This window comes from Niallia sp. Sow4_A1, from assembly GCF_052116745.1.
GTDB classification, from domain to species: domain Bacteria; phylum Bacillota; class Bacilli; order Bacillales; family Cytobacillaceae; genus Niallia; species Niallia hominis.
The window spans coordinates 234,455-259,768 of sequence record NZ_JBQKKM010000001.1 but is presented as its reverse complement, the minus strand read 5'-3'; the positions used below and the strand labels follow the sequence as shown (position 1 = coordinate 259,768).

Here is a 25,314-nt window from a genome sequence, read left to right as displayed (position 1 = left end):
GAAAATGGATAAAAAAAGACGACTCTACATTCAAAAAATTTAATGAGGGTCGTCTTTTTTTTATGCGGCCAGCTGATTATTTAGAAATGACCTCAGTTTGTCAGTGGCCTCCCTTTCATGGCCAGGTTTTTTATCTATACAGAATTTCGTTATTATAGATCAAAATAACTAACTGCAATCGTTAATACAAAAAATAGAATTGCTAAAACGATTGTTGCATTGTGAAGGATTAATTCTAAACCACGTGCTTTTTGTTTACCAAATAACTGCTCTGCACCACCAGAAATTGCTCCAGATAGTCCAGCACTCTTACCATTTTGAAGAAGTACTACTACGATTAATGCAATCGCAACGATAATCAATAAAGTAATCAAAACTGTGTGTATCATATCAAACACCTCCATTAAACCCAACCTACATTAGTTTAAATGTATCATATTTTATGTTTTGCCACAATAGTATGTCGCTTTCTTTGTCATAATAATTAGTAGAATATATTTATCCAGCATGAATGTATGGAAGAGTTCTCTTAATTACGCGATAACCTTTGAATAAGAAGCATCTGTTCCCTTTTCTTGCTGGATCTCTTGTTTTCGGGCTCAGAGAACGCTCCTCTGTTACCTTTTCCTGCTGGATCTCTTGTTTTCGGGCTCAGAGAACGCTCCTCTGTTACCTTTTCTTGCTGAATCTCTTGTTTTCGGGCTCAGAGAACGCTCCTCTGTTACCTTTTCCTGCTGGATTTTTTGTATTCGGGCACTGAGAACGTTCCTCTGTTCCCTTTTCTTGTTGGATCTCTTGTTTTCGGGCTCAGAGAACGCTCCTCTGTTACCTTTTCTTGCTGAATCTCTTGTTTTCGGGCTCAGAGAACGTTCCTCTGTTACCTTTTCTTGCTGAATCTCTTGTTTTCGGGCTCAGAGAACGCTCCTCTGTTACCTTTTCCTGCTGGATCTCTTGTTTTCGGGCTCAGAGAACGCTCCTCTGTTCCCTTTTCCTGCTGGATCTCTTGTTTTCGGGCACTGAGAAATGATGCGGCTCCTCTTCTCCCTATTCTTTCACAATTATTAAAAAGCACCCTAGCTTATAGGAAATCTCCTAAAGCTAGGGTGCTTATCAAGTTAAGGAAAGCTTAACTTCTATTATTTCTTAAGGTTATAGAAAGATTTAAGACCATCGTATACTGCTAACTCGCCAAGCTCGTCTTCGATGCGAAGAAGTTGGTTGTATTTAGCGATACGATCTGTACGAGACATAGAACCAGTTTTGATTTGACCAGCGTTTGTAGCAACAGCGATGTCAGCGATTGTAGCATCTTCTGTTTCACCAGAACGGTGAGAAACAACAGCTGTGTAACCAGCACGTTTAGCCATTTCGATAGCTTCGAATGTTTCAGTTAAAGTACCAATTTGGTTAACTTTGATAAGGATTGAGTTAGCAATACCTTTTTCGATACCTTCAGCTAATTTTTTAGTGTTTGTAACGAATAAATCATCACCAACTAATTGTACTTTAGAACCGATACGGTCTGTTAATAATTTATGACCTTCCCAGTCGTTTTCATCTAATCCATCTTCAATAGATAGGATTGGGAATTCGTTAACTAACTCTTCGTAGAAAGATACTAATTCTTCAGAAGTTAAACCATTACGGCCTTCTCCAGCAAGATCATATTTTCCAGTTTCTTTGTTAAAGAATTCAGAAGAAGCAACGTCCATTCCTAAGAATACATCTTTGCCTGGCTCATAACCAGCTTTTTTGATTGCTTCGATGATTACTTCTAATGCTTCACGGTTAGAACCAAGGTTTGGAGCGAATCCACCTTCATCACCTACAGCAGTGTTTAAACCTTTTGCATGTAAAACAGCTTTTAATGCATGGAATACTTCAGCACCCATACGTAGAGCTTCTTTGAAAGTTGGAGCTCCTACTGGCAAGATCATGAATTCTTGGAAATCAACGTTGTTATCAGCATGTGAACCACCGTTGATGATGTTCATCATTGGAGTTGGTAATTGTTTTGCATTGAATCCACCAAGGTAACGGTATAAAGGTAATCCTACTACTTCAGCAGCAGCATGTGCAGCAGCCATAGATACACCAAGGATTGCGTTAGCACCTAATTTACCTTTGTTTTCTGTACCGTCAAGTTCGATCATTGCTCTATCGATTCCAACTTGGTCAGTAACGTCCATACCGATAATTGCTTCAGCGATTACTTCGTTTACGTTTTCTACTGCTTTAAGAACACCTTTACCAAGGTAACGAGATTTGTCACCATCACGTAATTCAACTGCTTCGTATTCACCAGTTGAAGCACCAGATGGAACTAGTGCGCGACCAAAGAATCCTGATTCAGTTAATACTTCTACTTCTACTGTTGGGTTACCACGTGAATCTAATACTTCACGAGCATAAACTTGTTGAATATAAGGCATATTTATTCTCTCCTTTAAATATAAAAATCTTAAATCTTATTTTTTAATAATAGATGTTCCAGTCATTTCTGCTGGTTTATCAATTCCTAATAAATCTAACATAGTAGGAGCAAGATCTCCTAAAATCCCATCTGTACGCAACTCAGCATTCTTATCTGTTACGATAACAGGAACTGGATTTGTTGTATGTGCTGTCATTGGTGTTCCTTCAAGTGTTACCACTTCATCAGAGTTACCATGATCAGCTGTGATAATTGCTTTACCACCTTTTTGTTCTATTAAAGTGATAATTTTGCCTAAACATTCGTCCACTGTTTCAATCGCTTTGATTGTTGGTTCAAGCATTCCGGAGTGCCCAACCATATCAGGGTTAGCGAAGTTTAGAATAATAGCATCAAAATTATCTGCTTCAATTTCCTTCAATAGTGCATCTGTTACTTCATATGCACTCATTTCAGGTTTTAAATCATAGGTTGCCACTTTTGGTGAATTGATTAAGATACGTTTTTCACCAGGGAACTCAGCTTCACGTCCACCACTCATAAAGAAAGTAACATGTGGATACTTTTCTGTTTCAGCGATACGAAGCTGTGTTAATCCGTTTTGTGAAAGTACTTCACCTAAAGTGTTATCCAAGTTTGTTGGCTTGAATGCAACATACCCATTTACTGTTTCACTAAAATGAGTTAAACATACAAAGTAAAGATCTTTTGGATGTTTTTCCCCACGATCAAATGAACGGAAGTCCTCATTTGTGAACGTATTAGAAATTTGAATTGCACGGTCAGGACGGAAGTTATAGAAAATAACAGCATCTTCATCTTTAATTGTCGCAACTGGCTCACCGTTCTCTTTTGTGATTACAGATGGAAGTACGAACTCATCAAAGATTCCGTTATTGTAATTATCCTCTACTACTTGTAATGGATCAGAGTATGCTGGTCCATCGCCATATACCATAGCACGGTATGATTTTTCTACACGATCCCAACGCTTATCTCTATCCATGGAATAGTAGCGCCCAGAAATGGTAGCAAATTCACCTACACCGTATTCAGCCATTTTTTCTTGTGTAGCTTTAATGTATTTCTCAGCAGTCTTTTGACCGACGTCTCGACCATCTAGAATACCGTGAATATATACATTTTCTACGCCTTCTTCTTTTGCTAAACGAAGAAGTGCAAACATATGCTCAATATGGCTATGAACTCCACCATCGGATAATAATCCGAATAAATGAAGATTTTTGCCTTTTTCTTTTACATGCTTAATTGCATTAACGAAAGTTTCGTTTTTGTAAAACTCGCCTTCTCTAATAGACAGGTTAACTCTTGTTAAACTTTGATATACGATCCGGCCGGCACCGATATTCAAATGTCCAACTTCTGAGTTACCCATTTGTCCTTCTGGAAGACCAACAGCTTCCCCACTAGCTACTAAAGTAGAATGAGGGTAAGAGTTCCAATATTTATCGAAATTAGGCTTATTTGCTTGTGCTACAGCATTACCCATGCGTTCGCTTCTTAAAGCAAAACCATCTAAAATGATTAAAGCTACTGGAGATTTACTCATTCTTACCTGCCTCCAATAAAGCTAAAAAGCTTTGAGCTTCTAGGCTAGCTCCACCTACTAATGCTCCATCAATATCTGGCTGTGCCATATATTCTTTAATGTTCTCAGGCTTTACACTACCGCCGTATTGAATACGGATGTGTTCAGCAACCTCTGAAGAAAATTGTTCACTTACTACTTTACGGATATGTGCACATACTTCGTTTGCATCTGCAGAAGTAGAAGATTTACCTGTTCCAATTGCCCAGATTGGCTCATATGCAACAACTGTTGCTTTCGCTTGATCTGGAGTTAAGCCGTTAAGCGCTTTTGTTACTTGAGTTGCAACAAAGTCATTTGTTTCGCCGTTCTCTCTTTGTTCTAGTGTTTCACCACAACAAACAATTGGAGTTAAACCATTTTCAAATGCAGCGATTGTCTTCTTGTTAACAGACTCATCTGTTTCGTTAAAGAACTCACGACGCTCCGAATGACCAAGTACTACATATTTTGCACCGATATTTTCTAATGCTACTGGGCTGATTTCACCAGTAAATGCACCATTTTTTTCGAAATGCATATTTTGTGCACCGATTTTTACATCTGTGCCATCTGTTAATTCTACTAATTGTCCTAAAAATAACGCAGGAGCACAAACAACTGTATCCACTTTTTCACTTGATGGAACAGAAGCTTTTACTTCTTGAACAAACTCAACCGCTTCAGGAAGCGTTTTGTTCATTTTCCAGTTACCTGCAATAATTGGTTTGCGCATGGTTATACATCCTTTCATGCATATCTATAAAGATATTATTTGTCGTTTAATGCCACTACACCTGGAAGTTCTTTACCTTCCATGAATTCTAATGAAGCACCGCCACCAGTAGAAATGTGACTCATTTTATCCGCTAAATCAAATTTTTCAACTGCTGCTGCAGAATCTCCACCACCGATTACGGAATATGTATCTTGAGATTCAGCAAGTGCTTCAGCTACTGCTTTTGTACCTGTAGCGAATGCATCTAATTCGAAAACACCCATCGGCCCGTTCCAAATTACTAATTTAGAACTTTTAATAACATCTGCATAGATTTCACGTGTTTTAGGTCCGATATCTAATGCTTCCCAATCAGATGGAATTTCTTCAATAGAAACTGTTTTGATGTTAGCATCGTTAGAGAAATCATCTGCAACTGTAACATCAACAGGCATATAAAACTTAACGCCCTTTTCTTTTGCTTTTTCCATATATGATTTAGCAAGATCGATTTTGTCTTCTTCTAATAATGATTGACCAACTTCATGACCAAGTGCTTTAACGAAAGTATAAGCTAAGCCTCCGCCTATGATTAAGTTATCAACTTTTTCTAGAAGGTTTTCAATTACTCCAATTTTATCCTTAACTTTTGCTCCACCAATAATAGCAGTGAATGGGCGATCAGGATTGGATAAAGCTTTACCAAGAACATCTAGTTCTTTTTGCATTAATAATCCAGATACAGCTGGAATATGATGAGCAATTCCTTCTGTTGAAGCATGGGCACGGTGTGCAGCACCAAATGCATCATTTACAAATACATCTGCAAGCTCTGCATATTGTTTTGCTAACTCTGCATCATTTTTTTCTTCTCCAGCATTGAAACGTACGTTTTCAAGAAGGATTACATCTCCTTCTGAAAGCTTGCTGATTTGTGCTTTAACAGCTTCACCGTATGATTCATCAGCTTTTACAACTTCTTTACCTAGTATTTCAGAAAGACGTTTTGCAACAGGAGTTAAACGTAACTCTTCTACAACTTCACCTTTTGGACGTCCTAAGTGGCTTGCAAGAATAACAATTGCTCCACTTTCTACTAAAGCGTTAATAGTTGGAAGTGCAGCTTGAATTCTTGTTTCATCAGTGATTTGTTGATCTTTCATTGGTACGTTAAAGTCAACGCGAACAAAAGCTTTTTTCCCTTTTAAATCGATATCACGAATTGTTTTCTTATTCATTATAGGTACCCTCCACTGCATATTTTTAAAATAGCGGAAACAAAAGTTGTTTCCGCTGTTTGATTAAAGGGGGTGCTTATTAACTCGCACATATTTCCATTGAAAAGGGAAATTATTTTGTTGCAAGTTGTGCAAAGTGCTTAACAGTTCTTACTAATTGGTTAGTGTAAGACATTTCGTTATCATACCAAGCAACAGTTTTAACAAGTTGTTGATCACCAACAGTGATTACTTTTGTTTGAGTTGCATCGAATAATGAACCATAGCTAATTCCGATAATGTCAGAAGATACAAGCTCTTCTTCTGTGTAACCGAATGATTCGTTAGCAGCTTCTTTCATTGCAGCGTTGATTTCTTCAACAGTAACTTTTTGGTCAAGAACAGTTACAAGCTCTGTTAATGAACCAGTTTTAACTGGAACACGTTGAGCAGCACCGTCTAATTTACCTTGAAGTTCAGGTAATACTAAACCGATTGCTTTAGCAGCACCAGTTGAGTTAGGAATAATGTTTTCAGCAGCTGCACGCGCACGACGGAAGTCACCTTTTGGATGTGGAGCATCTAAAGTGTTTTGGTCGCCAGTGTAAGCGTGAATTGTAGTCATTAAACCAGATACGATACCATATTTATTTTGAAGAACTTGTGCCATAGGAGCAAGACAGTTAGTAGTACAAGAAGCACCAGAGATAACTGTTTCAGTTCCATCAAGAACGTCATGGTTTACATTGTAAACAACTGTTTTCATTTCGCCAGTTGCTGGAGCAGAAATAACTACATTTTTAGCACCTGCTTGAATGTGAGCTTCTGCTTTTTCTTTAGTTGTGAAGAAACCAGTAGATTCGATAACTGTATCTACACCAAGTTCTCCCCATTTAAGGTCAGCTGGATTTCTTTCAGCAGTTGTAACAACTTTTTGACCGTTTACTAAGAAGTATCCTTCATGTACTTCGATTTCACCTTGGAAAGTTCCTTGAGATGAATCATATTTTAAAAGATGTGCTAGCATTTTAGTGTCAGTTAAATCATTGATTGCAACCACTTCTAATTCTGGGTTTTCCATGATTTTTCTGAATGCTAAACGTCCGATACGTCCAAAACCGTTAATACCTACTTTTACTGTCATTATAAATTTCCTCCTCTAATTTTAAGAGTATTAAATATATAAAGGGATTTCCCATTATATCAATTTTTTTGCGGCTCCTTCATCTGTTATTAAAATAGTTGAAGTTGGTGCTTCTTTTAAATAAGCACGTATAGCCTTTGATTTAGATGCTCCACCAGCTACAGCGATAATATTAGGTACGGAAGATAAATCTTCTAGTCTAAGGCCAATTGTTTGGACCTTATGGACAACCTCTCCCTCTTCATTGAAGTAATACCCAAATGCCTCACCAACGGCTTCCGCATTCTTAATCTTTTCTAGATCGCTTTTAGTTGTATTTCTACGATTCGCCATCGTAAGCGCCTCGCCTATACCATGAACTAAAAGGTTTGCTGAACGTATAAGTTTTAATACTTCACTTATACGAGGGTCGTTAGAAATGCTTTTGTACATCTCTTCACTGACCTCATCTGGAGCGTATAAAACTCGATGTTTTGAAGCAGTATGGTCTGCCATCATGGAACAAATTGTATTTGCCTGATTTTTGACATCTTCTCCTATTCCACCACGAGCAGGAACAAATAATAATTCGCCATCTGCAACACTTGGTGTTAGCGCATCAGCAACAGAAGACATAGTAGTCCCACCAGTAACTGCGATGATATTATTTCCCTTTAGGAGAGATTTCATACAATTTGCTGTCGCAAGTCCTAATTCTTTTTTTACCCATGGAGAATGATCACTGTCTCCCGCAACGATAATTACCTTACTGATGCCAAGTTTTCGTTGCAGTAGCTGCTCCATTTCGTTAATACCCGTTACTTCTCTCATTACACTAGAAAGACTTTCCAATACTTCTTCCCCTTTTAAAGTGACTGTCATGCCGATGTTTGAAATATGTATAAGCTGCTGATCTTTTAAAAACTCGACTTCACTTCTCAAGACTCTTTCGGTCAGTCCTAGGCTCACTGCCAGACTTCTTCTTCCGACAGGCTGCATATTCTTAATGTATTGCAGAATATAGTACCTTTTTTGCATAACTGTAAGTAAATCAGGTAATAATCTTTTTTGAATCTCAATAAATGAAACCATGCTTGATGCGCTCCTTCACTTACAGTGGTCGCAAGAAGTCCCACATAGACATTTTTCGTCCCGGGTACTACAAAAAAAATAACTTCCCTGCTACAAGAACAATTCTAACACCAGTATAGTATGAATTCAACTGATATGTGTCTATTTTTTGTAAAATTTGACGAAAAAGTGTCGTTCTTTCTTTTCTTACTATTTGGAAAAAATGAATAATTATTCCCTTAATTTTTAATTGTTTTTTTGAAAAAGGAAAATGGTGTTTGAATGAAAATATTAAGCAAGTATTAATAACTAAAAAGAGGAATTTTGATATTTGAATACTTTACATGAAAACCTTTCTTTAAACAGTAGTCTTTATAGAAATATAATAAGGTAGTAATATAAACACAAAGCTTCTCACAAAGGAAAAACAGCCTAAAAGCTGAATCAGCAATCTGATTTATTTTTAGGTACTAAAAATAGAAGCAAAATAAAAAGGTTTTTCTAAAGAATCGACGATTGTTAGAAACTTCAGAAAAACCTTTTTATTATTTTATTAGCGCCCTCGGAGGGAATCGAACCCCCATTTTAAGAACCGGAATCTTACGTGCTATCCGTTGCACCACAAGGGCATCGTGTATAACTTGCGCCCCATTGAAGTAACGCCTTCATATTATAAGCGAAGTTACTATTTTATGCAATAGATGATGTTTAAAAATAGGAGCAATGGGTATCATGTAGAAAGGATTGTAGAGGAAATAAAAGGATGGATCTCCTTATACCTTCAAGTATCGACTTCCCAATGAAACGCTATTGTACTTTTAAAATTAGGCTCTGTTATTACGTGATTCCCCGCTTATTCGGAATTATACTGTTAATTTGCCAATCATAGTATCGTTAACATTCTGTTATAATAGAACTTAAAATTTAAAAATATACGTAGCAACAACTTTAGAAAAACTGCTATAAAAAAAGATGTCGAATGATATTTTTAGGTATTTAGGCTTTTACGTTTGACCTTAATTGACCATCCGTGTATCATTAGGATTACATACAGTTTAGATGTTTTTCATCTTACTGAAGAAACAAATACTTATCGTTTTTGAACAGACATTATAAAGGAGGATTTTAAATGAATTTAATTCCTACAGTTATTGAGCAAACAAACAGAGGAGAACGCGCTTACGATATTTACTCCCGTTTATTAAAAGACCGTATTATTATGCTTGGTAGTGCTATTGATGATAATGTAGCTAACTCTATCGTATCACAGCTTTTATTCTTAGAAACAGAAAATCCTGAAAAAGATGTATCGATCTATATTAATAGCCCAGGCGGAAGCATCACTGCTGGGATGGCCATTTATGACACAATGCAATATATTAAGCCAGATGTTCAAACAATCTGTATTGGTATGGCTGCATCTATGGGTGCCTTCTTACTTGCTGCTGGTGCAAAAGGGAAGCGTTATGCTCTTCCAAACAGTGAAGTAATGATTCACCAACCACTTGGTGGAGCTCAAGGTCAAGCAACGGAAATTGAAATTGCTGCTAAACGTATTTTATTCTTACGCGATAAATTAAACGGTATTTTATCTGAGCGTACTGGTCAACCTATTGATATTATCGCAAGAGATACAGAACGCGACAACTTTATGACTGCTGATAGAGCAAAAGAATATGGTTTAGTTGACCATGTTATCAGCCGTAATTCTCTAGAAGACAAAAAAAATAACTAATTCACACACTAACCAAATAAACTTAATAAAAAGGCTGTTCCTAGGTAGGGAACAGCCTTTTTATATATAAGGAGAGTTTTTATTTATCAAATAATCACTTAAGCAAATCTTTTAATTTCTGAAGCGCTTCCACCTCGTCGCTACCATCAACAATAAGTTTAATTGTCGCTCCAGAATTTATCGCTAGGCCCATTATCCCCATAATGCTTTTTGCATTTACCTTTCTTCCATCCTTTTCAATAAATACTTCTGATAAATAATTACTTGCCTCCTGTACAAATAAAGCAGCAGGTCTCGCTTGAAGTCCCGCTTTTAGGCCAACTGTTATTTCTTGTTCCACCATCGAACTTCCTCCCCTTTAACAAAGTAGTAATATATCTATTATACAAGGAAAATAAGTTTTTTGCTCTATCCAAGGGGAATAAAATTCAGTTTAAAGAAACTTTTCTGATAATATTTTCACACACAAAAAAATGGATAATATATATCCCTGTCTTTATATATTATCCATTTCTTTTATTTAACTGCTTCTCCACGACGTAGTGCATCTGCAATTTCATCAATTTTTCTTAAACGATGATTGATTCCAGATTTACTTATATTTCCAGAAGATACCATTTCCCCTAATTCTTTTAGGGTTACATCTTGATACGCAACTCGCAACTCTGCAATTTCTCTTAGCTTATCTGGAAGAATTTGCAAACCAACCGTTTTATCGATAAAACGGATATTCTCAACTTGTCTTAATGCAGCCCCAATTGTTTTATTTAAATTGGCTGTTTCACAATTGACCAATCGATTAACAGAATTTCGCATGTCTCTAACAATTCGTATGTCTTCAAAGCGAAGAAGTGCTCCATGTGCACCAATAATATTAAGGAACTCCGTAATTTTTTCCGCTTCTTTTAAATAAGCAATAAACCCTTTTTTTCTTTCTAGAGTCTTACTTTTTAACCCAAAAGTATTCATTAAATCACTAAGGGCAATGATATGCTCTTTATATAAGGATGCTATTTCAAGATGATAGGAAGATGTTTCTGGGTTATTTACAGAGCCGCCTGCTAAAAAGGCCCCTCTTAAATAAGACCGTTTACAGCATTTCTTCTTAATTAGCTCTGGGGAGATTTCATGCGTAAACACAAAGCCTTCTTTCAGAATACTTAATTCCTCCAGCACTTCCTTCCCATGATTAGAAATCCGCACAATATATACATTGTTCTTTTTTAAGCGCATTTTTTTACGAACTAGTAATTCAACTGGTATATCGAAATACCGTTTTATCAAGGTATAGATTCTTCTAGCTATAGCCGCATTCTCTGTTTGTATATTTACAACTAGCCTCTGGTTGGAAAAGGAAAGAGTCCCGTTCATTTGTATCAGTGCTGATAATTCTGCTTTTCCACAGCAATTTTTGGCTTCAATTGTTGTCAATTCTTTTTTTGTTTCTGACGCAAAAGACATGTCCTTCCCCCCTTTTTAGAAAAAAGCAGATGCAATTTAATCCATTATTCAATTATCGAATAAAGAATTTTCGCCATTTCAACAGTATTATGGCGAATAACACCTTGATCAAGCTTGATGATATCGCCAGCTATCACATCTAGCTCCATCCGTTCTAGCCGTTTTATATCAAAAACCACAGGCTTTGCTTTTTCTTCATCATATCTTTGTTGTACACTTGCTGGGATATTCGTTTTGTTCACGATAATCGTGTCGATAAATGGTTGTTCAACATGTTCATATAATGCCTTCACATGATCACTTGCCGTATAATCTAACGTTTCTCCAGCTTGTGTCATTATATTGCATATATATACTCTTTTCGCTTTCGCTTCTAGAACGGCTTCCTTAATTTCTTTGACAACCAAATTCGGCAAGATACTCGTATATAAGCTTCCAGGGCCAATTACAATTAGATCTGCTTGCTGGATAGCATGAATGGTTTCAGGAAGCGGAGCAGAATCCTCTGGAGTTAGAAATACTCTCTTTATTTTTTTCCCAGCTTCCGGAATACTCGATTCTCCAACAACAACCGTCCCATCTTCCATTAATGCATTTAAGATAACACTATGACTTGTTGCAGGTAATACTTTACCACGAACATTAAGTACTTTGCTCATTTCTTGAATCGCATAGGTAAAATTACCAGTAATGGAAGTCATTGCAGCTAAAATTAAATTACCTAATGAATGCCCATCTAAATCTTTACTATTAGTGAATCGATGCTGAAACATTTCCTCCACTAATGGCTCCACATCTGATAGTGCTGCTAATACATTGCGAATATCTCCTGGAGCAGGGATATCAAGATCCTCTCTTAATCTTCCAGAGCTTCCTCCGTCATCAGCTACCGTTACGATTGCTGTTATATCCACTGGATATTTTTTCAATCCTCGTAAAAGTACAGAAAGGCCTGTTCCTCCCCCGATGATTACTATTCTTGGCTGTTCCTTTTCACTCATGCCTGCTGGTCCTTTCTCCTCTCCATATCACGGTGAGCAATAGCAATATTATATTCTTTTTCAAAATGATGTCCAATATATTCTGCTAACGCAACAGAGCGGTGCTGACCCCCAGTGCAGCCAATCGCAATAACTAGCTGCGACTTTCCTTCTCTCTTATATTGGGGCAGCATGAACGTTAACAAATCAATTACTTTTTCTAGAAACTGACCTGTCTCTGTCCATTTCAACACATAACTAGATACTTCTACATCTAAACCAGTTTTCGGTCTCATATGCTCCACGTAATGAGGGTTTGGTAAAAAACGCACATCAAATACTAAATCTGCATCAATAGGAAGTCCATGCTTAAATCCAAAACTCATCACATTTACAGTAAAGATGGATTGTTTATTAACAGAGAACTCTTTTAAAATCTTTTCACGTAGTTCTCTGGGAGAGCTTTGTGATGTATTATAAATAATTTGAGCTCTTCCTTTTAACTCTTCTAACATTTCTCTTTCCATTTTAATTCCTTCTAAAGGAAGTCCAGACGGTGCAAGGGGATGAACTCTTCTTGTCTCCTTATACCTTCTAACTAGCGCGCTGTCATCAGCATCTAGAAAAAGGATCTTAGGTACAACCCAGGAATTTGCTAAATCGTCTAGGGCAGTGAATAAATCATCAAAAAATTCTCTGCCTCTTAAATCCATCCCAAGAGCAACCTTATTCATCTTATTCTCAGACTCTTTCATAAGTTCAAGAAACTTTGGCAAAAGAGTTGGAGGTAGGTTATCTACACAAAAAAATCCTAAATCCTCAAAGCTTTGGATAACAACTGTCTTTCCTGCTCCTGACATTCCTGTGATGATTACGATTTGTGGCTCACTTGCACTCATTTTTATTCCCCCTATAAATCTTTAGCTTGGATCTAATCGGTAACTAATTAATTCAAAATCAGGTGTATAAGTAAATGTCCCATAGATAATTCCATTCCCATGGATCATGTAGTCTAATATATGATAATCGCCTTCAGCCATTGGCAAGTTTTTCACATTATCTAAATCATGCCAGACGATTTTCCCTTCAGCTGATTCATCTACATTGACACCATCAGCGTTCGTAGAGAAAAAGGTGAACATCATCCACTCCGACACAATCTTATCTCCATCCTTAATAATAAAGGTAAAAATCCCTTTTATGTTCGGATTTCTTAAATAAATACCTGTTTCTTCTCTATACTCACGAATACAGGAATCTCGTACAGATTCTCCTGGCTCCATTTTGCCACCTGGCGCTACCCACCAACCACGTCTTGGCTTCTGTAATAACAATACTTTATTATCTTTAAGTAACAAACAATTCGTCACACGTTGCAAATTATTCACCCCGATTTTCTCTGTATGTAGGCACTTCTTTTATCCATTCCTTTTATTATACTATTATTGTCATGCCCTCACAATAAATTGCCTTTTCCAATTAGGAAGGATTCTTCATTCATTACGGAGAATGAATGATATAATCTTTTGAAAAGGATGTGTATTGTTCTTGTATATTAATTTTATAAAAAAGAGTTTGAAATTAAGAAAAATGGAAGCTCTCTTACAACGCGGAGGTAAAGATTGGACCATCAAAAAAGATGTCTATATTCATTTACGAGGCTATAAAGGTGAAAAGGAACTAACCTACTACCTTGATTTTATACCAGATAAAGAATGCTTTATTATTCATAATCTTCGTTTATATAATGGTAAATCTTATTTTCAAATAGACTATCTCCTGCTGACTCGTTTCTTTTTTGTCATTATTGACTGTAAAAACTACTTAGGCACATTAATTTTTGATACAACCTTAAACCAGTTTACTCGAATTAGAAATAATCAAGAAGGGGGATACTTAGATCCTATCTCCCAAGTAAATAGATTAAAGCGACAATTAGAGCATTTCTTACAAAAACACCACTTTACCATTCCCCCCATTGAACCCCTCGTTATTATTTCTAAACCCTCTACAATCATAAAAGGAAATCCCTCCATAAAAAATCATGTTCTTCACAGCCATAGTTTTCTTGATAAATGGGATTAGTTACAAAGAAAATATAAAGTAAATGTTATAGATGAAAAAAGCCTACTCAAAATCTCCAAATTTCTTCGCAAGCATCATACCTCGGAAAACACTAATATATTGGAAAAATACCGAATAAACAAAAAAGACATTATAACAGGTGTTCAATGCCCTCACTGTAAAGCATTTGCGATGATAAGAAAAATGCGTAACTGGTTTTTTCCATCCTGTTCCACATTTTGATAAACTGGCTCATATAAAAGCAGTAGAGGATTATTTCCTCTTAATCAAACCTTCTATTACCAGTAAGGAATTTCGTGAATTTGTCCATATTACATCCAAAGATACCGCTAATCGGCTTCTTGTTTCAATGAAATTACCTTATACAGGTGAAAATCGAGGAAGAATTTATTACCCTTCGAAAGATTTTTTTGAATGAAAAAGAAGTATTTGTATCATTTAACGTGATATTCACTAAAATTATTGAGTTATTCGTGAAAGAAAGTGAAGTATTCGCGAAAACCTCGAAGTTATTCGCGAAAGTTACCATTTATCAGCCAAACCAAAAATCTGCCCAAGCAAAAAAAGGCATAGGCTGTATAAGCCTATGCTAAAAAAATATATCTTAAAAGGGGGTCAATTTCTACTTATATGATACCCCAAATATGTTTCACTACTGTTACATTCCAATTAAAACGGAATGACACTTTTAAGAAGTAGTTATGCTTGTTGTTTTAATGATTCTGCTAACTCTTCCACATAGTGCTGAGCGCTTTGGGCAGCGATACTTCCGTCACCAGTTGCAGTAACAATTTGGCGAAGTGTCTTTTCACGAATGTCACCAGCCGCAAATATACCTGGTACTTTCGTTTCCATTTGATCGTCTGTTTCAATATAACCATTTTCATTGGTAATTCCTAAGCTTTCAAATGGTTTAGATAATGGAACCATGCCAATGTAAATAAACACGCCGTCAGCCTCTAGCTCTTGCTCTGTTTGATCTACAGTGGAAACAAGTGTCACACTGCCCACTTTCCCATCCTTTTCATTAATTGCTTTAATCGTATGATTCCAAATAAAGTCAACCTTTTCATTATCAAACGCTCTTTTTTGAAGAATTTTCTGTGCTCTTAATTCATCGCGTCTGTGTACAATCGTCACCTGTGATGCAAAACGAGTCAAGTATACACCTTCTTCAACTGCTGAATCTCCTCCGCCGATAACAAATAGACGCTTATTCTTAAAGAACGCACCATCACATACAGCACAGTAAGAGACACCGCGACCTCCTAATTCTTTTTCACCTGGTACGCCAACCTTTTTATATTCTGCACCTGTAGAAATAATAATAGATCTTGCTTTAAATTCTTTTGAACCAGCTTTCACTGTTTTGTATTCTTTTCCATCCACTATTTCTTTAATATCACCATAAGCATATTCAGCACCGAATTTCTTTGCATGATTAAACATTTTATTGGATAGGTCTGGGCCTAAGATACTTTCAAATCCAGGAAAGTTTTCCACTTCTTCTGTATTCGCCATCTGTCCACCAGGTATTCCTCTTTCTATCATTAATGTAGAAAGATTGGCACGAGAAGTATAAACAGCAGCTGTCATTCCAGCTGGTCCTGCCCCAATAATAATAACATCATAAATTTTTTCTTCTGTCATTTTCAAAAACTCCTTTTCCCATTAACTAACGCATTTATTATACTAAATAAACGCTTAGATAAAAGAATCAATCTTTAAATTAATTTCTATTTCTTATTATAAGTATGATTATCTATTACTATCCTATAAAACCAATCCCCTATCCGTCCAAAAATCTGCTCAAACTCGAAAAATTTTCAAAAATAGCTGTATATTCATTTACGGATAGCAATCTAGGATAGAATTTATTGGAATTTATGTAGTCCCCCTATTTTTCCCACTCTTTATTATGTAATTTCTAAAAGATTTATATCAAATCCTTTAGTTTCTTGACCTCATTTTCTAAAATTAGTCTCCGCTCCCGTAATTCTTCTTCTTCCTTCAAAAGTTCGTCTAATTGATTAGTTAAAACTTGGTAAACATGATCGTCTTCATTAGCATTCTTGCCATCGCAAATGGCTTTTACCTTTATAGAAAAATAAATATCATTCACCCTATTATTAGATTAATTATAACTCTTTTTATCATCTATTTAATCATTTAATTCATTTCAACTGCTATTAAAATACATCCCTAAAGCAACCTAAAAAAAGAAGCAGCTAAATTCTATCCGAATTAAACTGCTTCTATAAGGAATTATTTTTCATTAAACGCATAAAACATCCTAAATGATAGATATTAACTATAGATAGGTTGCATATAATCCTTCAGTGACTTTATATATTTCTGTAATGTTGAAGTAGAGAGTCCATACTGATCGGCAATTTCTTGCTGGGTCTTTTTTGTCTCACGAGTTTGATTCCATAAATAATCGATAGCTGCTGCACTGGCAATGCAATTTTTATATAAAGTACCGGCTGTTTGCATTTCCATGATTGCTGAAAACCATAGTAGATATAAGCTAGTTTCTTCTGTTCCAATTGGATGATAGTTCGTATAAATTTGCTCTGCTGTATGATGTGCAACATATAGGAACGGATCCTCTATTTCAGTACCAGTCTTCACAAAGGCGAAATAATCTTGTTCTAATTTCGTTGAACAATTCTTTAACTGCATAGCAGATGAAGAAAGAATTTTTTCCTTTTGACTAGATACAGAAGTTAAGAATGTCGCAAACAATCGTTCCTCTACATGATTGCTGTCAAATCTTTTCAGAATAGAGCTAAGATGCTCCTCAAATCCACTAACCTTATAATCCAAATTATTCCATGGTTCTTGTCCTTCTTTTTCTGGCTGCTGCTCCAATACTTTTTTCCATGCTTTTTTTGCCGTTTGCTTATTTCCTGTGTTATACGCGGAATACGATAACCAATAGTAAAAAGAACTGTCTCCTTGGAATCCTTGTTTATAAATCTTCTTCAACCAAAAATACGCCGTGTCATACTCGCCAATAAGTGCGAAAGTAGTGCCTAGTTTGAATTGATGATCAATAGAAATAGGGTTGATTTTTCTTAAAATAGCTGCCATTTCCGCAACATGAGCATCGTTATTTTGATAATAGGCAAATACTAGCTTATTACATAAAGCATGTAAGTTTCCTATATTCTGAGTCAATACATGCTCTAAAATTTCGCTAGCCTTTTCCGATTGACCAAGATAAAAATGAGCTAAAGCTAAATTATTATAGGCCGACCAATACTCTGGATAATCTTGAATCACTTTCGTCAGCACTTCTACAGCCTTTGCAAAGTTACCAGACTCAAGCAATGCTCTTGCCTGCTCCTGTCTTGTAATAAGATCTTCTTCCTCGTAGGCTTCTTCTTCCTCAAGCTCATCGGATTCCAAAGAAAGAACCTCCATTAGGTCTTCCGTATCCTCTACAAACTCCCCATCTTTATCCAGACTTAAATAGAGTTTTGCATGATAATATGCATCTTTAAAAAATCCTAAATGGGCATAATTATTCGCTAGGAAATAATAACACTCAACCATACCCTCATCTAATTCTTCAATAATATCATGGAGAAGTTCATTTGATTTTTGATATTCTCCAACATCTGCATAAACGACTGCAAGCTGACACGCAATCATTGGTTCTCCTGGCTCCAACGCCAGTGCTCTTTGCAAATATTTAAGGGATTTATAATAATCTCTTTGATGGTATGCTTTAATTCCTTTGTTAAAATAAAATTCGCCTATAGGATTAAATGTAATAAGTTTACCCACTGGTTGTACTCTACTTGAGTTTTTATTCATAAATCCTCCAATATATATATGTTCCCTTATAAAGCAAGAGATAAATAGCATGCTAAAATAAATGGTTATTGTTAACTAAACAATTATACCATATTAAGTTCATTTCGGAGAAGAGTCAATCCTATTTTGGAAAAAAAGTGTATGAATTTAAAGCAGAAATTTGTTGGTAGGAAAAAGGGGTCGGAATAACTTTTCGATGAAGCCATTCACGTACAAGCAAAAAGTAAAAAGGCTCATTCTTCTTAATCGAATGGGCCTCTTTTTCTATCTCTTTACTTACCTTGCTTCTCTTCATGACGTGCTTCCAATACATTTAAAATTTCAGAAAATGGAAGTTTTTGCTCTCTTAATAGGACGAATAAATGATAAAGAAGATCGGATGCTTCCCATTTCAATTCCTCTGAATCGCGATTTTTCGCAGCAATAATAACTTCTGCTGCTTCTTCTCCGACTTTCTTCAGAATCTTATCTACCCCTTTTTCAAATAAATACGTTGTATATGTACCTTCAGGACGATTTCTATCTCTTTCTTCAATAACTTTCTCTAAGTTAGCCAGAATCTGATAATCTGCAGATACTTTTTTAACTGCTTCTTTATTTTGATAAATGCTCTCTATAAAACAGCTTGTTGTTCCATTATGGCAAGCAGGACCAGCTGGATTGGTGAATACTACTAATGCATCTTGATCGCAATCATATTTAATCTCTACAATTTGCTGTGTATTGCCACTTGTTGCCCCTTTATGCCAAAGTTCTTGTCTAGAACGGCTATAAAACCAAGTCTCCCCTGTTTGTAAGGATTTTTCTAAGGATTCTTTATTCATATAAGCAAGTGTTAACACTTCTTTCGTAGTAGCATCCTGTACAATAGCAGGAATTAATCCTTTTTCATCAAATTTCAATTCCTCTACATTCATCTGACAAGCACTCCCTTTTCCTTCAAATATTCCTTTACTTCATGAACAGATGTTTCTTTATAGTGAAAAATAGAAGCAGCCAGCGCAGCATCAGCTTTTCCCTCTTTAAACGCTTCTTCAAAATGGGCAGCATTTCCAGCTCCTCCTGAAGCAATAACAGGAACAGAAACAGCCTCACTCACTGCTTTTGTTAATGCTAGATTAAAGCCATTTTTCTCTCCATCCGAATCCATGCTTGTTAATAGGATTTCACCTGCTCCAAGTTCTACCACTTCTTTTGCCCACGTAATAACATCTTTATCAACTGGATTTCTACCACCATGTGTATATACCCGCCATGATTCAAGTGCTGCATCATATTTTGCATCAATCGCAACTACAATACATTGAGAACCAAAAAAATTAGCCCCTTCTTCAATCAAAGATGGATTTAGCACTGCAGCTGTATTTAATGATACCTTATCCGCACCCGCACGAAGAATTTTTTTCATATCCTCTAATGAATGAATGCCTCCTCCAACAGTAAAAGGAATAGCAAGCTGGGATGCCACTTCCATTACTACTTCTACCATTGTCTTTCTACCTTCATGTGAAGCAGATATATCGAGAAATACCAATTCATCTGCTCCTTGTTCATCATAAAAGCGCGCTAATTCAACTGGATCTCCTGCATCTCTTAATTGAACAAATTGGATTCCTTTTACAACCCGTCCATCTTTAACATCCAAACATGGAATAATTCGCTTTGTTAACATTTTAAAACCCCTCTCACAATGAGCTTGTCGAAATGTTTCTTCCGCTAGTACATTTTCCCCAAAGCTTCTTCTAGTGTGAACCTTCCTTCATATAACGCCTTGCCTATAATCGCACCGCCAACACCCTTAGAGTGTATCTCTTTCAGCCGCTTAAGATCTTCTATACTACTTACTCCACCGGATGCAATCACTTCTTTTTTTGTTGCCAAAGCCATTTCTTCAATTGCCTCTATATTTGGGCCACTCAACATGCCATCTGTTGCAATATCCGTAAAAATAAAGGTCTCGGCTCCTGCTTCTGCAAATCGTTTCCCCAACTCTACAGCTTTCACCTCAGAGGTCGACAGCCATCCATGTGTCGCTACAAGTCCATTTTTCGCATCGATTCCAATGGCAATTCCCTTTCCATATTTCCGAATCATCTCCATCGCAAATTCTGGATTAGAAACAGCAACACTGCCGAGTATTACTCTCGTTACCCCATTTTCTAAATAGTGAACAATATCTTCCTCTTGTCTAATGCCTCCTCCAATTTGCACTTTCACACCTAATTTTTTTGCTGCATCAATAACAAATTGGTCGTTTACTCTTTTGCCATCTTTTGCACCATCTAAATCAACCATATGTATCCATTTAGCACCCTGCTCAACAAAGCTCTTGGCCATATCAAACGGTGAATCACCATAGATTGTTTCTTTATCATAGTCCCCTTGAAGCAAACGGACACATTTTCCGCCCCGCATATCAATAGCAGGATATAAGGTAAAGGTCATGTAAGTTCATCCTTCCTGTATTAAACTAGCAAAATTGCTTAATAAATGCATACCCAATTTACTACTTTTCTCTGGATGAAACTGCATGCCATATACATTGTTTCTTCCCACTACTGCTGGTACCTCTTTATCATAGGAACAGCTCGCGATGATTACTTCGTCTTTTGTATCTGCATAATAGGAGTGCACAAAATAAACAAAATCATCGTCCCTATTTGGTGCTATTGATGACTCTTTCTTAAAATGAAGCTTGTTCCAGCCCATATGAGGTACCTTATATGCTGAACCATCTTCTGCTATTCCAGGAAAACGAACTACTTTTCCAGGCAATAATTTCAAGCCTTCACTGTAGCCATGCTCCTCACTCGACTCAAACAATAGCTGCATTCCAAGACATATTCCTAAAAAAGGCTTGCCACTGTCAACAAATGTGTCAATCATCTCCGCTAAGCCAGTCTCCTTTAGCTTTGCCATCGCATCTTTAAATGCACCCACGCCAGGAAGAATTAATGCATCTGCGTTTAACAAAGCTTCTTTGTCCTCTGAAATAAAATAAGGAGCATTTAATCGTTCCAGTGCTTTACTCACACTGAACAAATTTCCCATTCCATAATCAATAATCCCGATCATTTACAGCATCCCTTTCGTCGAAGGAATCCCCTTGATTCTAGGGTCAATTGTCGTAGCTTCATCTAGTGCACGAGCCATCGCTTTAAAAATCGCTTCAATCATATGATGAGTATTGTGTCCGTAATGTAAAATAACATGAAGATTCATTCTAGCTTCTAATGCAAATTTCCATAGAAATTCATGGACAAGTTCGGTATCAAACGTCCCAACTTTATCACTTGGAAATTCAGCACGAAATTCTAGATGCGGTCTATTACTTAAATCTATTACTACTTGCGCTAACGTATCATCCATTGGTACAAAGCTATTTCCATATCGTTTTATGCCCTTTTTATCACCAAGAGCATCCTTCAGCGCCATTCCAAGACATATTCCAATATCTTCTGTAGTATGGTGATCATCTACTTCAATATCGCCATTTGCTTGTACCGTCAAATTAAATTGACCGTGTTTTGTAAATAAATCTAGCATGTGATTCATAAATGGTACGCCTGTATCGATTTCAGAAACTCCTTCTCCGTCTATATTTAAAGATAACTGAATGTTTGTTTCTCCTGTTTTTCTATTGATTGCAGCGGTTCTTCCCATATTCCTTCCTCCTTTTTGTATAGTAACCTTGAAAGATATCTTTCTATTTGGCGGCAGTTCGCTTGCCCCTTAGAGTCTTCCCATTATCGCTAATCCCATAGCCGAATGACCGTACCTCCACTTTATCTTTGCTGCTAAGGTCACTATCGTCATTCTTTGTCAAAACTATCGATACTAATTATTTACTTATCGCGGGCTTCTATTGCTCTTGCATGGGCTTCTAACCCTTCTAATCGTGCAAATTTAGCTATTTTTGGGGCATTTTCGCGAAATGCTGCTTCACTGTATTGGATAACACTAGATTTTTTTTGAAAATCATCTACATTTAATGGATTAGAGAATCTTGCTGTACCATTTGTCGGCAATACATGGTTCGTTCCTGCAAAGTAATCGCCGACTGGTTCTGAACTATATCTTCCAAGAAAGATGGAACCTGCATGGCGAATCTTTTCCAGAATATCAGACGGATTTTCTGTGATTATTTCTAAATGTTCTGGGGCAATTGTATTAATGATTGTCACAGCTTCTTCCAGTGTGTTTACAACGACAATAAATCCATATTGATCTATTGATTTTTTCGCTATTTCTTTTCGCGGCAAATCACTTAACTGTATTTCTACTTCTTTCGAAACCTCTTCTGCTAATTTTGGAGAAGTAGTCACAAGAACAGATGAAGCTCTTTCATCATGCTCTGCCTGTGATAATAAATCTGCTGCTATTTCTTTTGCTCTGGCCGTTTCATCTGCTATTATCGCAATTTCACTTGGACCAGCAATCATATCAATGGCAACATCTCCAAAAACTTCTCGTTTTGCAAGGGCTACAAAGATATTCCCAGGACCAACAATTTTATCGACCTTTTCAATCGATTCTGTTCCATAGGCTAAAGCAGCAATCCCCTGTGCTCCTCCCACTTTATAAATTTCCTTAACTCCTGCAATATCTGCTGCTACTAGTACTGCAGGAGGAAGTGTTCCGTTTTCACTTGGTGGAGATACCATTACAATCCGATTCACTCCTGCAACAATTGCTGGAATTACATTCATTAATACAGATGAAGGATAGGCTGCCGTTCCGCCTGGCACATATACACCAACTGAATCTAAAGGCAGAATTCTTTGACCAAGGATTGATCCATTTTCTTGTGTGAAACTCCATGAAGTTTTTAGCTGCTTTTGATGGTAATCTTTAATGTTTGCAGCTGCCTCCTTGATAATAGAAATCATATCCTTTTCAACATTATCGTAGGCAACCGCAATCTCTTCTTCCCTTACAAGAAGACTTGATAGATTTGCTCCATCCCATTTTTTTGTATATTCGATTAATGCTTGATCACCATTTCTTTTTACGTTTTCCATTATGTCGATAACGGCTTTTCTCTGCTCTACTGTTCCAGCATCAACAGAACGTTTTAAGCTAATATTCTCTATATCTTTCACAATCCTCATCTCGAAATCCCCTTTCCCTTTATTTCGATAATAGCTTCGTATTTACGACTTGTTGAAGCCTTGCAACTAATTCACCAATTCGTAAATCCTTCAATCGATAGCTTGCAGGATTTACAATTAATCTTGAAGTAATATCTACTATTCTTTCGTATTCTACTAGTCCATTTTCTACCAATGTTTTTCCTGTTGAAACAATATCAACAATTCGGTCCGTCAACCCAATAATAGGCGCAAGCTCAATCGAACCATTCAGCTTAATGATTTCTACTTGAGACCCTTGCTCCCGAAAATAAGCAGCTGCTACATTCGGATACTTTGTCGCAATCCTTGGCGCGATTTCATTAAGCTCTGTATTTGGAAGACCCGCCACTGCCAAATAGCAGGCACTAATATGTAGGTCTAGCAGTTCATATACATCTCTTTCTTCTTCCAGCATGACATCTTTCCCAGCAATCCCTAAATCGGCTACGCCATGCTCCACATAAGTTGGTACATCCATTGGTTTTGCCAAGATAAAGCGGAAGTTTTCTTCTTCTACATCAATGATTAATTTCCGGGAGTCATCAAATTCAGCAGGTAAACGAAAGCCTGCATCTCTTAATAAGTCAGCCGCCTCTTCGAATATCCTTCCCTTTGGCATGGCGATAGTTAGCATATCGTTCATTTGACAACCTCCATTCCTTTTTTCCCAACTAATAGCGTAATTTCACTGTATTGCTTCGTACAAGCATCTACATCTTTTACCCCATTAATATCTTGCGTAATGACATGGATTCCTGCTTTCCTCTTCTCCTGAGCCAATTGGAAAGCTTCTTTTCTGCGCTCATTACTAAATAAAATACACTCTATTGTTGCTGTTTTTTCCACTTTCCCAAGTGCTTCTAATAATCGGTCAACTCGAATAGCAAAACCAGTTGCTCCCGTTCTTTTTCCGAATTTCTCTAATAATAAATCATAGCGGCCACCACTGCCGATATGAAAACCTACACCCTCAGCATATACTTCATACACAATCCCAGTATAGTAGCTCATATGACTAACAAGGGATAAATCAAATGTCACTCTATCTGCCACTTCATAATCAACAAGGATTTCCCAAAGCTGCTTTAAGTCGTCAATTGCTTTCGCCCCTTGACCGCCTTCAATCAATTGATAAGCAAGCTCAATCACTTCTTCTCCGCCTCTAAGCTGCAAGAAATCATTTAATCGCTGCTTATCAATGCTTGATAAAGAAAGCTTGTCCACATGCTGGCGATACCCCACATAATTTTTTTCATACAAATATTTCGTTAGACTCTCTGCTCTTTCTTTCGTTCCCAGGATTTGTTGAAAGAAGGACTGCACAAAGCCAATATGTCCTACTGAAACTTGATACTCCTTCACACCTGCTTGTTGAAGAGTAGAAACGAGTAAAGAAATCCCTTCCCCATCGGCACTAATTGTTTTATCACCGATATATTCAACCCCGATTTGCTCAAATTCAGCTGGTCTCCCACCCTCTCGCTGCTGTGCTCGAAAAACAGAGGCATTATAGGCAAGTCGCAATGGCAATTCTTCTGTTAGAAGTTTAGAAGCTGCTACCCTCGCTATTGGGGCTGTCATATCTGGACGAAGGACTAGTGTATGTCCTTGCTGATCTAATAATTTAAAAAGTTGCTGATCTAAAATGGCAGACGCCGTTCCGACTGTTTCATAATATTCCAATGTTGGGGTTTCAATAAATTGGTATCCCCATTTCTTAATCTCTGTGTCCATCGATTGTTTTACTTTATATTTTCTTTCATATATGGCTGGTAATGTATCTCTCATGCCTAATGGCTTTTCAAACATAAATAAGCTACTCATCACTACACCTCATGTTTTAAAATTCCGAATGCTTTAGTTCGCTAATATACTACCAAATTAAAGAGTTGTTTTTAGTGTACTCTTCGTCGTATCTTAGGTCAAGGGAAAAGTTGCATTTAAA

General features: G+C 36.8%; 25 protein-coding genes and 1 tRNA gene. 2 read left to right on the top strand and 24 right to left on the bottom strand.

The features are described from left to right. Positions 1-152: 152 nt before the first annotated feature. From secG to ACTQ5K_RS01175, 8 genes are all read right to left on the bottom strand, one after another. Positions 153-386, bottom strand: coding sequence for a preprotein translocase subunit SecG (gene secG / locus ACTQ5K_RS01210; RefSeq protein ID WP_031540682.1), 234 nt, complete (start codon positions 384-386; stop codon positions 153-155). Between the two features lie 750 nt (positions 387-1,136). After that, positions 1,137-2,432, bottom strand: a complete 1,296-nt coding sequence (eno, locus tag ACTQ5K_RS01205; RefSeq protein WP_031540681.1) for a phosphopyruvate hydratase — start codon at positions 2,430-2,432, stop codon at positions 1,137-1,139. Positions 2,433-2,468: 36 nt separating this feature from the next. After that, the gene (gene gpmI, locus ACTQ5K_RS01200; protein WP_031540680.1) at positions 2,469-4,004 is read right to left on the bottom strand and encodes a 2,3-bisphosphoglycerate-independent phosphoglycerate mutase; all 1,536 of its coding nucleotides are present in this window, start codon (positions 4,002-4,004) and stop codon (positions 2,469-2,471) included. After that, a complete protein-coding gene (tpiA, locus tag ACTQ5K_RS01195) occupies positions 3,997-4,758 on the bottom strand; it encodes a triose-phosphate isomerase (RefSeq protein WP_031540679.1) in 762 nt (253 codons plus the stop codon). The genes gpmI and tpiA overlap by 8 nt, the downstream gene beginning before the upstream one ends. 35 nt (positions 4,759-4,793) lie before the next feature. Then, positions 4,794-5,978, bottom strand: a complete 1,185-nt coding sequence (locus ACTQ5K_RS01190) for a phosphoglycerate kinase (protein ID WP_031540678.1) — start codon at positions 5,976-5,978, stop codon at positions 4,794-4,796. Between the two features lie 112 nt (positions 5,979-6,090). Next, the gene (gene gap / locus ACTQ5K_RS01185; protein WP_031540677.1) at positions 6,091-7,101 is read right to left on the bottom strand and encodes a type I glyceraldehyde-3-phosphate dehydrogenase; all 1,011 of its coding nucleotides are present in this window, start codon (positions 7,099-7,101) and stop codon (positions 6,091-6,093) included. A 54-nt stretch (positions 7,102-7,155) separates the two neighbouring features. Next, on the bottom strand, positions 7,156-8,172 hold the full coding sequence (locus tag ACTQ5K_RS01180; protein WP_031540676.1) for a sugar-binding transcriptional regulator: 1,017 nt from the start codon (positions 8,170-8,172) through the stop codon (positions 7,156-7,158). Between the two features lie 536 nt (positions 8,173-8,708). Next, positions 8,709-8,780, bottom strand: a tRNA-Arg gene (locus ACTQ5K_RS01175). 500 nt (positions 8,781-9,280) lie between these two features. Here ACTQ5K_RS01175 and clpP point away from each other — a divergent pair. After that, positions 9,281-9,886, top strand: coding sequence for an ATP-dependent Clp endopeptidase proteolytic subunit ClpP (gene clpP / locus ACTQ5K_RS01170; protein ID WP_031540675.1), 606 nt, complete (start codon positions 9,281-9,283; stop codon positions 9,884-9,886). 94 nt (positions 9,887-9,980) lie between these two features. On the opposite strand, the gene ACTQ5K_RS01165 is transcribed toward clpP, so the two are convergent. The 5 genes from ACTQ5K_RS01165 to ACTQ5K_RS01145 all read right to left on the bottom strand — a co-directional run bounded on the left by ACTQ5K_RS01165 (position 9,981) and on the right by ACTQ5K_RS01145 (position 13,706). Then, a complete protein-coding gene (locus ACTQ5K_RS01165) occupies positions 9,981-10,229 on the bottom strand; it encodes an HPr family phosphocarrier protein (protein ID WP_031540674.1) in 249 nt (82 codons plus the stop codon). Positions 10,230-10,402: 173 nt separating this feature from the next. Then, positions 10,403-11,347 carry a DNA-binding protein WhiA gene (whiA, locus tag ACTQ5K_RS01160; RefSeq protein WP_031540673.1) on the bottom strand — a complete coding sequence of 315 codons (945 nt, stop codon included), beginning with the start codon at positions 11,345-11,347 and terminating at the stop codon, positions 10,403-10,405. A 44-nt stretch (positions 11,348-11,391) separates the two neighbouring features. Further along, positions 11,392-12,348, bottom strand: coding sequence for a gluconeogenesis factor YvcK family protein (locus ACTQ5K_RS01155; protein ID WP_031540672.1), 957 nt, complete (start codon positions 12,346-12,348; stop codon positions 11,392-11,394). Then, complete coding sequence (rapZ, locus tag ACTQ5K_RS01150) at positions 12,345-13,226, bottom strand: RNase adapter RapZ (protein ID WP_031540671.1); 882 nt, start codon at positions 13,224-13,226, stop codon at positions 12,345-12,347. The genes ACTQ5K_RS01155 and rapZ overlap by 4 nt, the downstream gene beginning before the upstream one ends. A gap of 21 nt (positions 13,227-13,247) precedes the next feature. Then, entirely contained in the window at positions 13,248-13,706 is a 459-nt protein-coding gene (locus ACTQ5K_RS01145) for an NUDIX hydrolase (protein WP_031540670.1), read from the bottom strand. A 169-nt stretch (positions 13,707-13,875) separates the two neighbouring features. On the opposite strand from ACTQ5K_RS01145, the gene ACTQ5K_RS01140 reads away from it, so the two are divergent. Beyond that, positions 13,876-14,412 carry a nuclease-related domain-containing protein gene (locus tag ACTQ5K_RS01140; protein WP_048718872.1) on the top strand — a complete coding sequence of 179 codons (537 nt, stop codon included), beginning with the start codon at positions 13,876-13,878 and terminating at the stop codon, positions 14,410-14,412. A gap of 699 nt (positions 14,413-15,111) precedes the next feature. On the opposite strand, the gene trxB is transcribed toward ACTQ5K_RS01140, so the two are convergent. The 11 genes from trxB to ACTQ5K_RS01085 form a co-directional block, all read right to left on the bottom strand. After that, positions 15,112-16,062, bottom strand: coding sequence for a thioredoxin-disulfide reductase (gene trxB / locus ACTQ5K_RS01135; RefSeq protein ID WP_284560944.1), 951 nt, complete (start codon positions 16,060-16,062; stop codon positions 15,112-15,114). Positions 16,063-16,719: 657 nt separating this feature from the next. Next, on the bottom strand, positions 16,720-18,237 hold the full coding sequence (locus ACTQ5K_RS01130) for a tetratricopeptide repeat protein (protein ID WP_441993267.1): 1,518 nt from the start codon (positions 18,235-18,237) through the stop codon (positions 16,720-16,722). 121 nt (positions 18,238-18,358) lie between these two features. After that, positions 18,359-18,532, bottom strand: a complete 174-nt coding sequence (locus tag ACTQ5K_RS01125) for a hypothetical protein (protein ID WP_204375777.1) — start codon at positions 18,530-18,532, stop codon at positions 18,359-18,361. Continuing rightward, a complete protein-coding gene (hisIE, locus tag ACTQ5K_RS01120) occupies positions 18,510-19,154 on the bottom strand; it encodes a bifunctional phosphoribosyl-AMP cyclohydrolase/phosphoribosyl-ATP diphosphatase HisIE (protein WP_031540666.1) in 645 nt (214 codons plus the stop codon). The genes ACTQ5K_RS01125 and hisIE overlap by 23 nt, the downstream gene beginning before the upstream one ends. Next, on the bottom strand, positions 19,151-19,909 hold the full coding sequence (gene hisF / locus ACTQ5K_RS01115) for an imidazole glycerol phosphate synthase subunit HisF (RefSeq protein ID WP_031540665.1): 759 nt from the start codon (positions 19,907-19,909) through the stop codon (positions 19,151-19,153). The genes hisIE and hisF overlap by 4 nt, the downstream gene beginning before the upstream one ends. A gap of 44 nt (positions 19,910-19,953) precedes the next feature. Next, positions 19,954-20,682, bottom strand: a complete 729-nt coding sequence (gene hisA, locus ACTQ5K_RS01110; RefSeq protein ID WP_109769007.1) for a 1-(5-phosphoribosyl)-5-[(5-phosphoribosylamino)methylideneamino]imidazole-4-carboxamide isomerase — start codon at positions 20,680-20,682, stop codon at positions 19,954-19,956. A 6-nt stretch (positions 20,683-20,688) separates the two neighbouring features. Then, a complete protein-coding gene (gene hisH / locus ACTQ5K_RS01105; RefSeq protein ID WP_031540663.1) occupies positions 20,689-21,312 on the bottom strand; it encodes an imidazole glycerol phosphate synthase subunit HisH in 624 nt (207 codons plus the stop codon). Then, the gene (gene hisB / locus ACTQ5K_RS01100; protein WP_031540662.1) at positions 21,313-21,900 is read right to left on the bottom strand and encodes an imidazoleglycerol-phosphate dehydratase HisB; all 588 of its coding nucleotides are present in this window, start codon (positions 21,898-21,900) and stop codon (positions 21,313-21,315) included. Positions 21,901-22,082: 182 nt separating this feature from the next. Beyond that, positions 22,083-23,348 carry a histidinol dehydrogenase gene (gene hisD / locus ACTQ5K_RS01095; RefSeq protein WP_031540661.1) on the bottom strand — a complete coding sequence of 422 codons (1,266 nt, stop codon included), beginning with the start codon at positions 23,346-23,348 and terminating at the stop codon, positions 22,083-22,085. A 19-nt stretch (positions 23,349-23,367) separates the two neighbouring features. Next, positions 23,368-24,012, bottom strand: a complete 645-nt coding sequence (gene hisG / locus ACTQ5K_RS01090; RefSeq protein WP_031540660.1) for an ATP phosphoribosyltransferase — start codon at positions 24,010-24,012, stop codon at positions 23,368-23,370. Next, positions 24,009-25,193 (bottom strand): ATP phosphoribosyltransferase regulatory subunit, encoded by a 1,185-nt coding sequence (locus ACTQ5K_RS01085; protein ID WP_031540659.1) that lies wholly within the window; start codon positions 25,191-25,193, stop codon positions 24,009-24,011. The genes hisG and ACTQ5K_RS01085 overlap by 4 nt, the downstream gene beginning before the upstream one ends. Positions 25,194-25,314 lie beyond the last annotated feature (121 nt).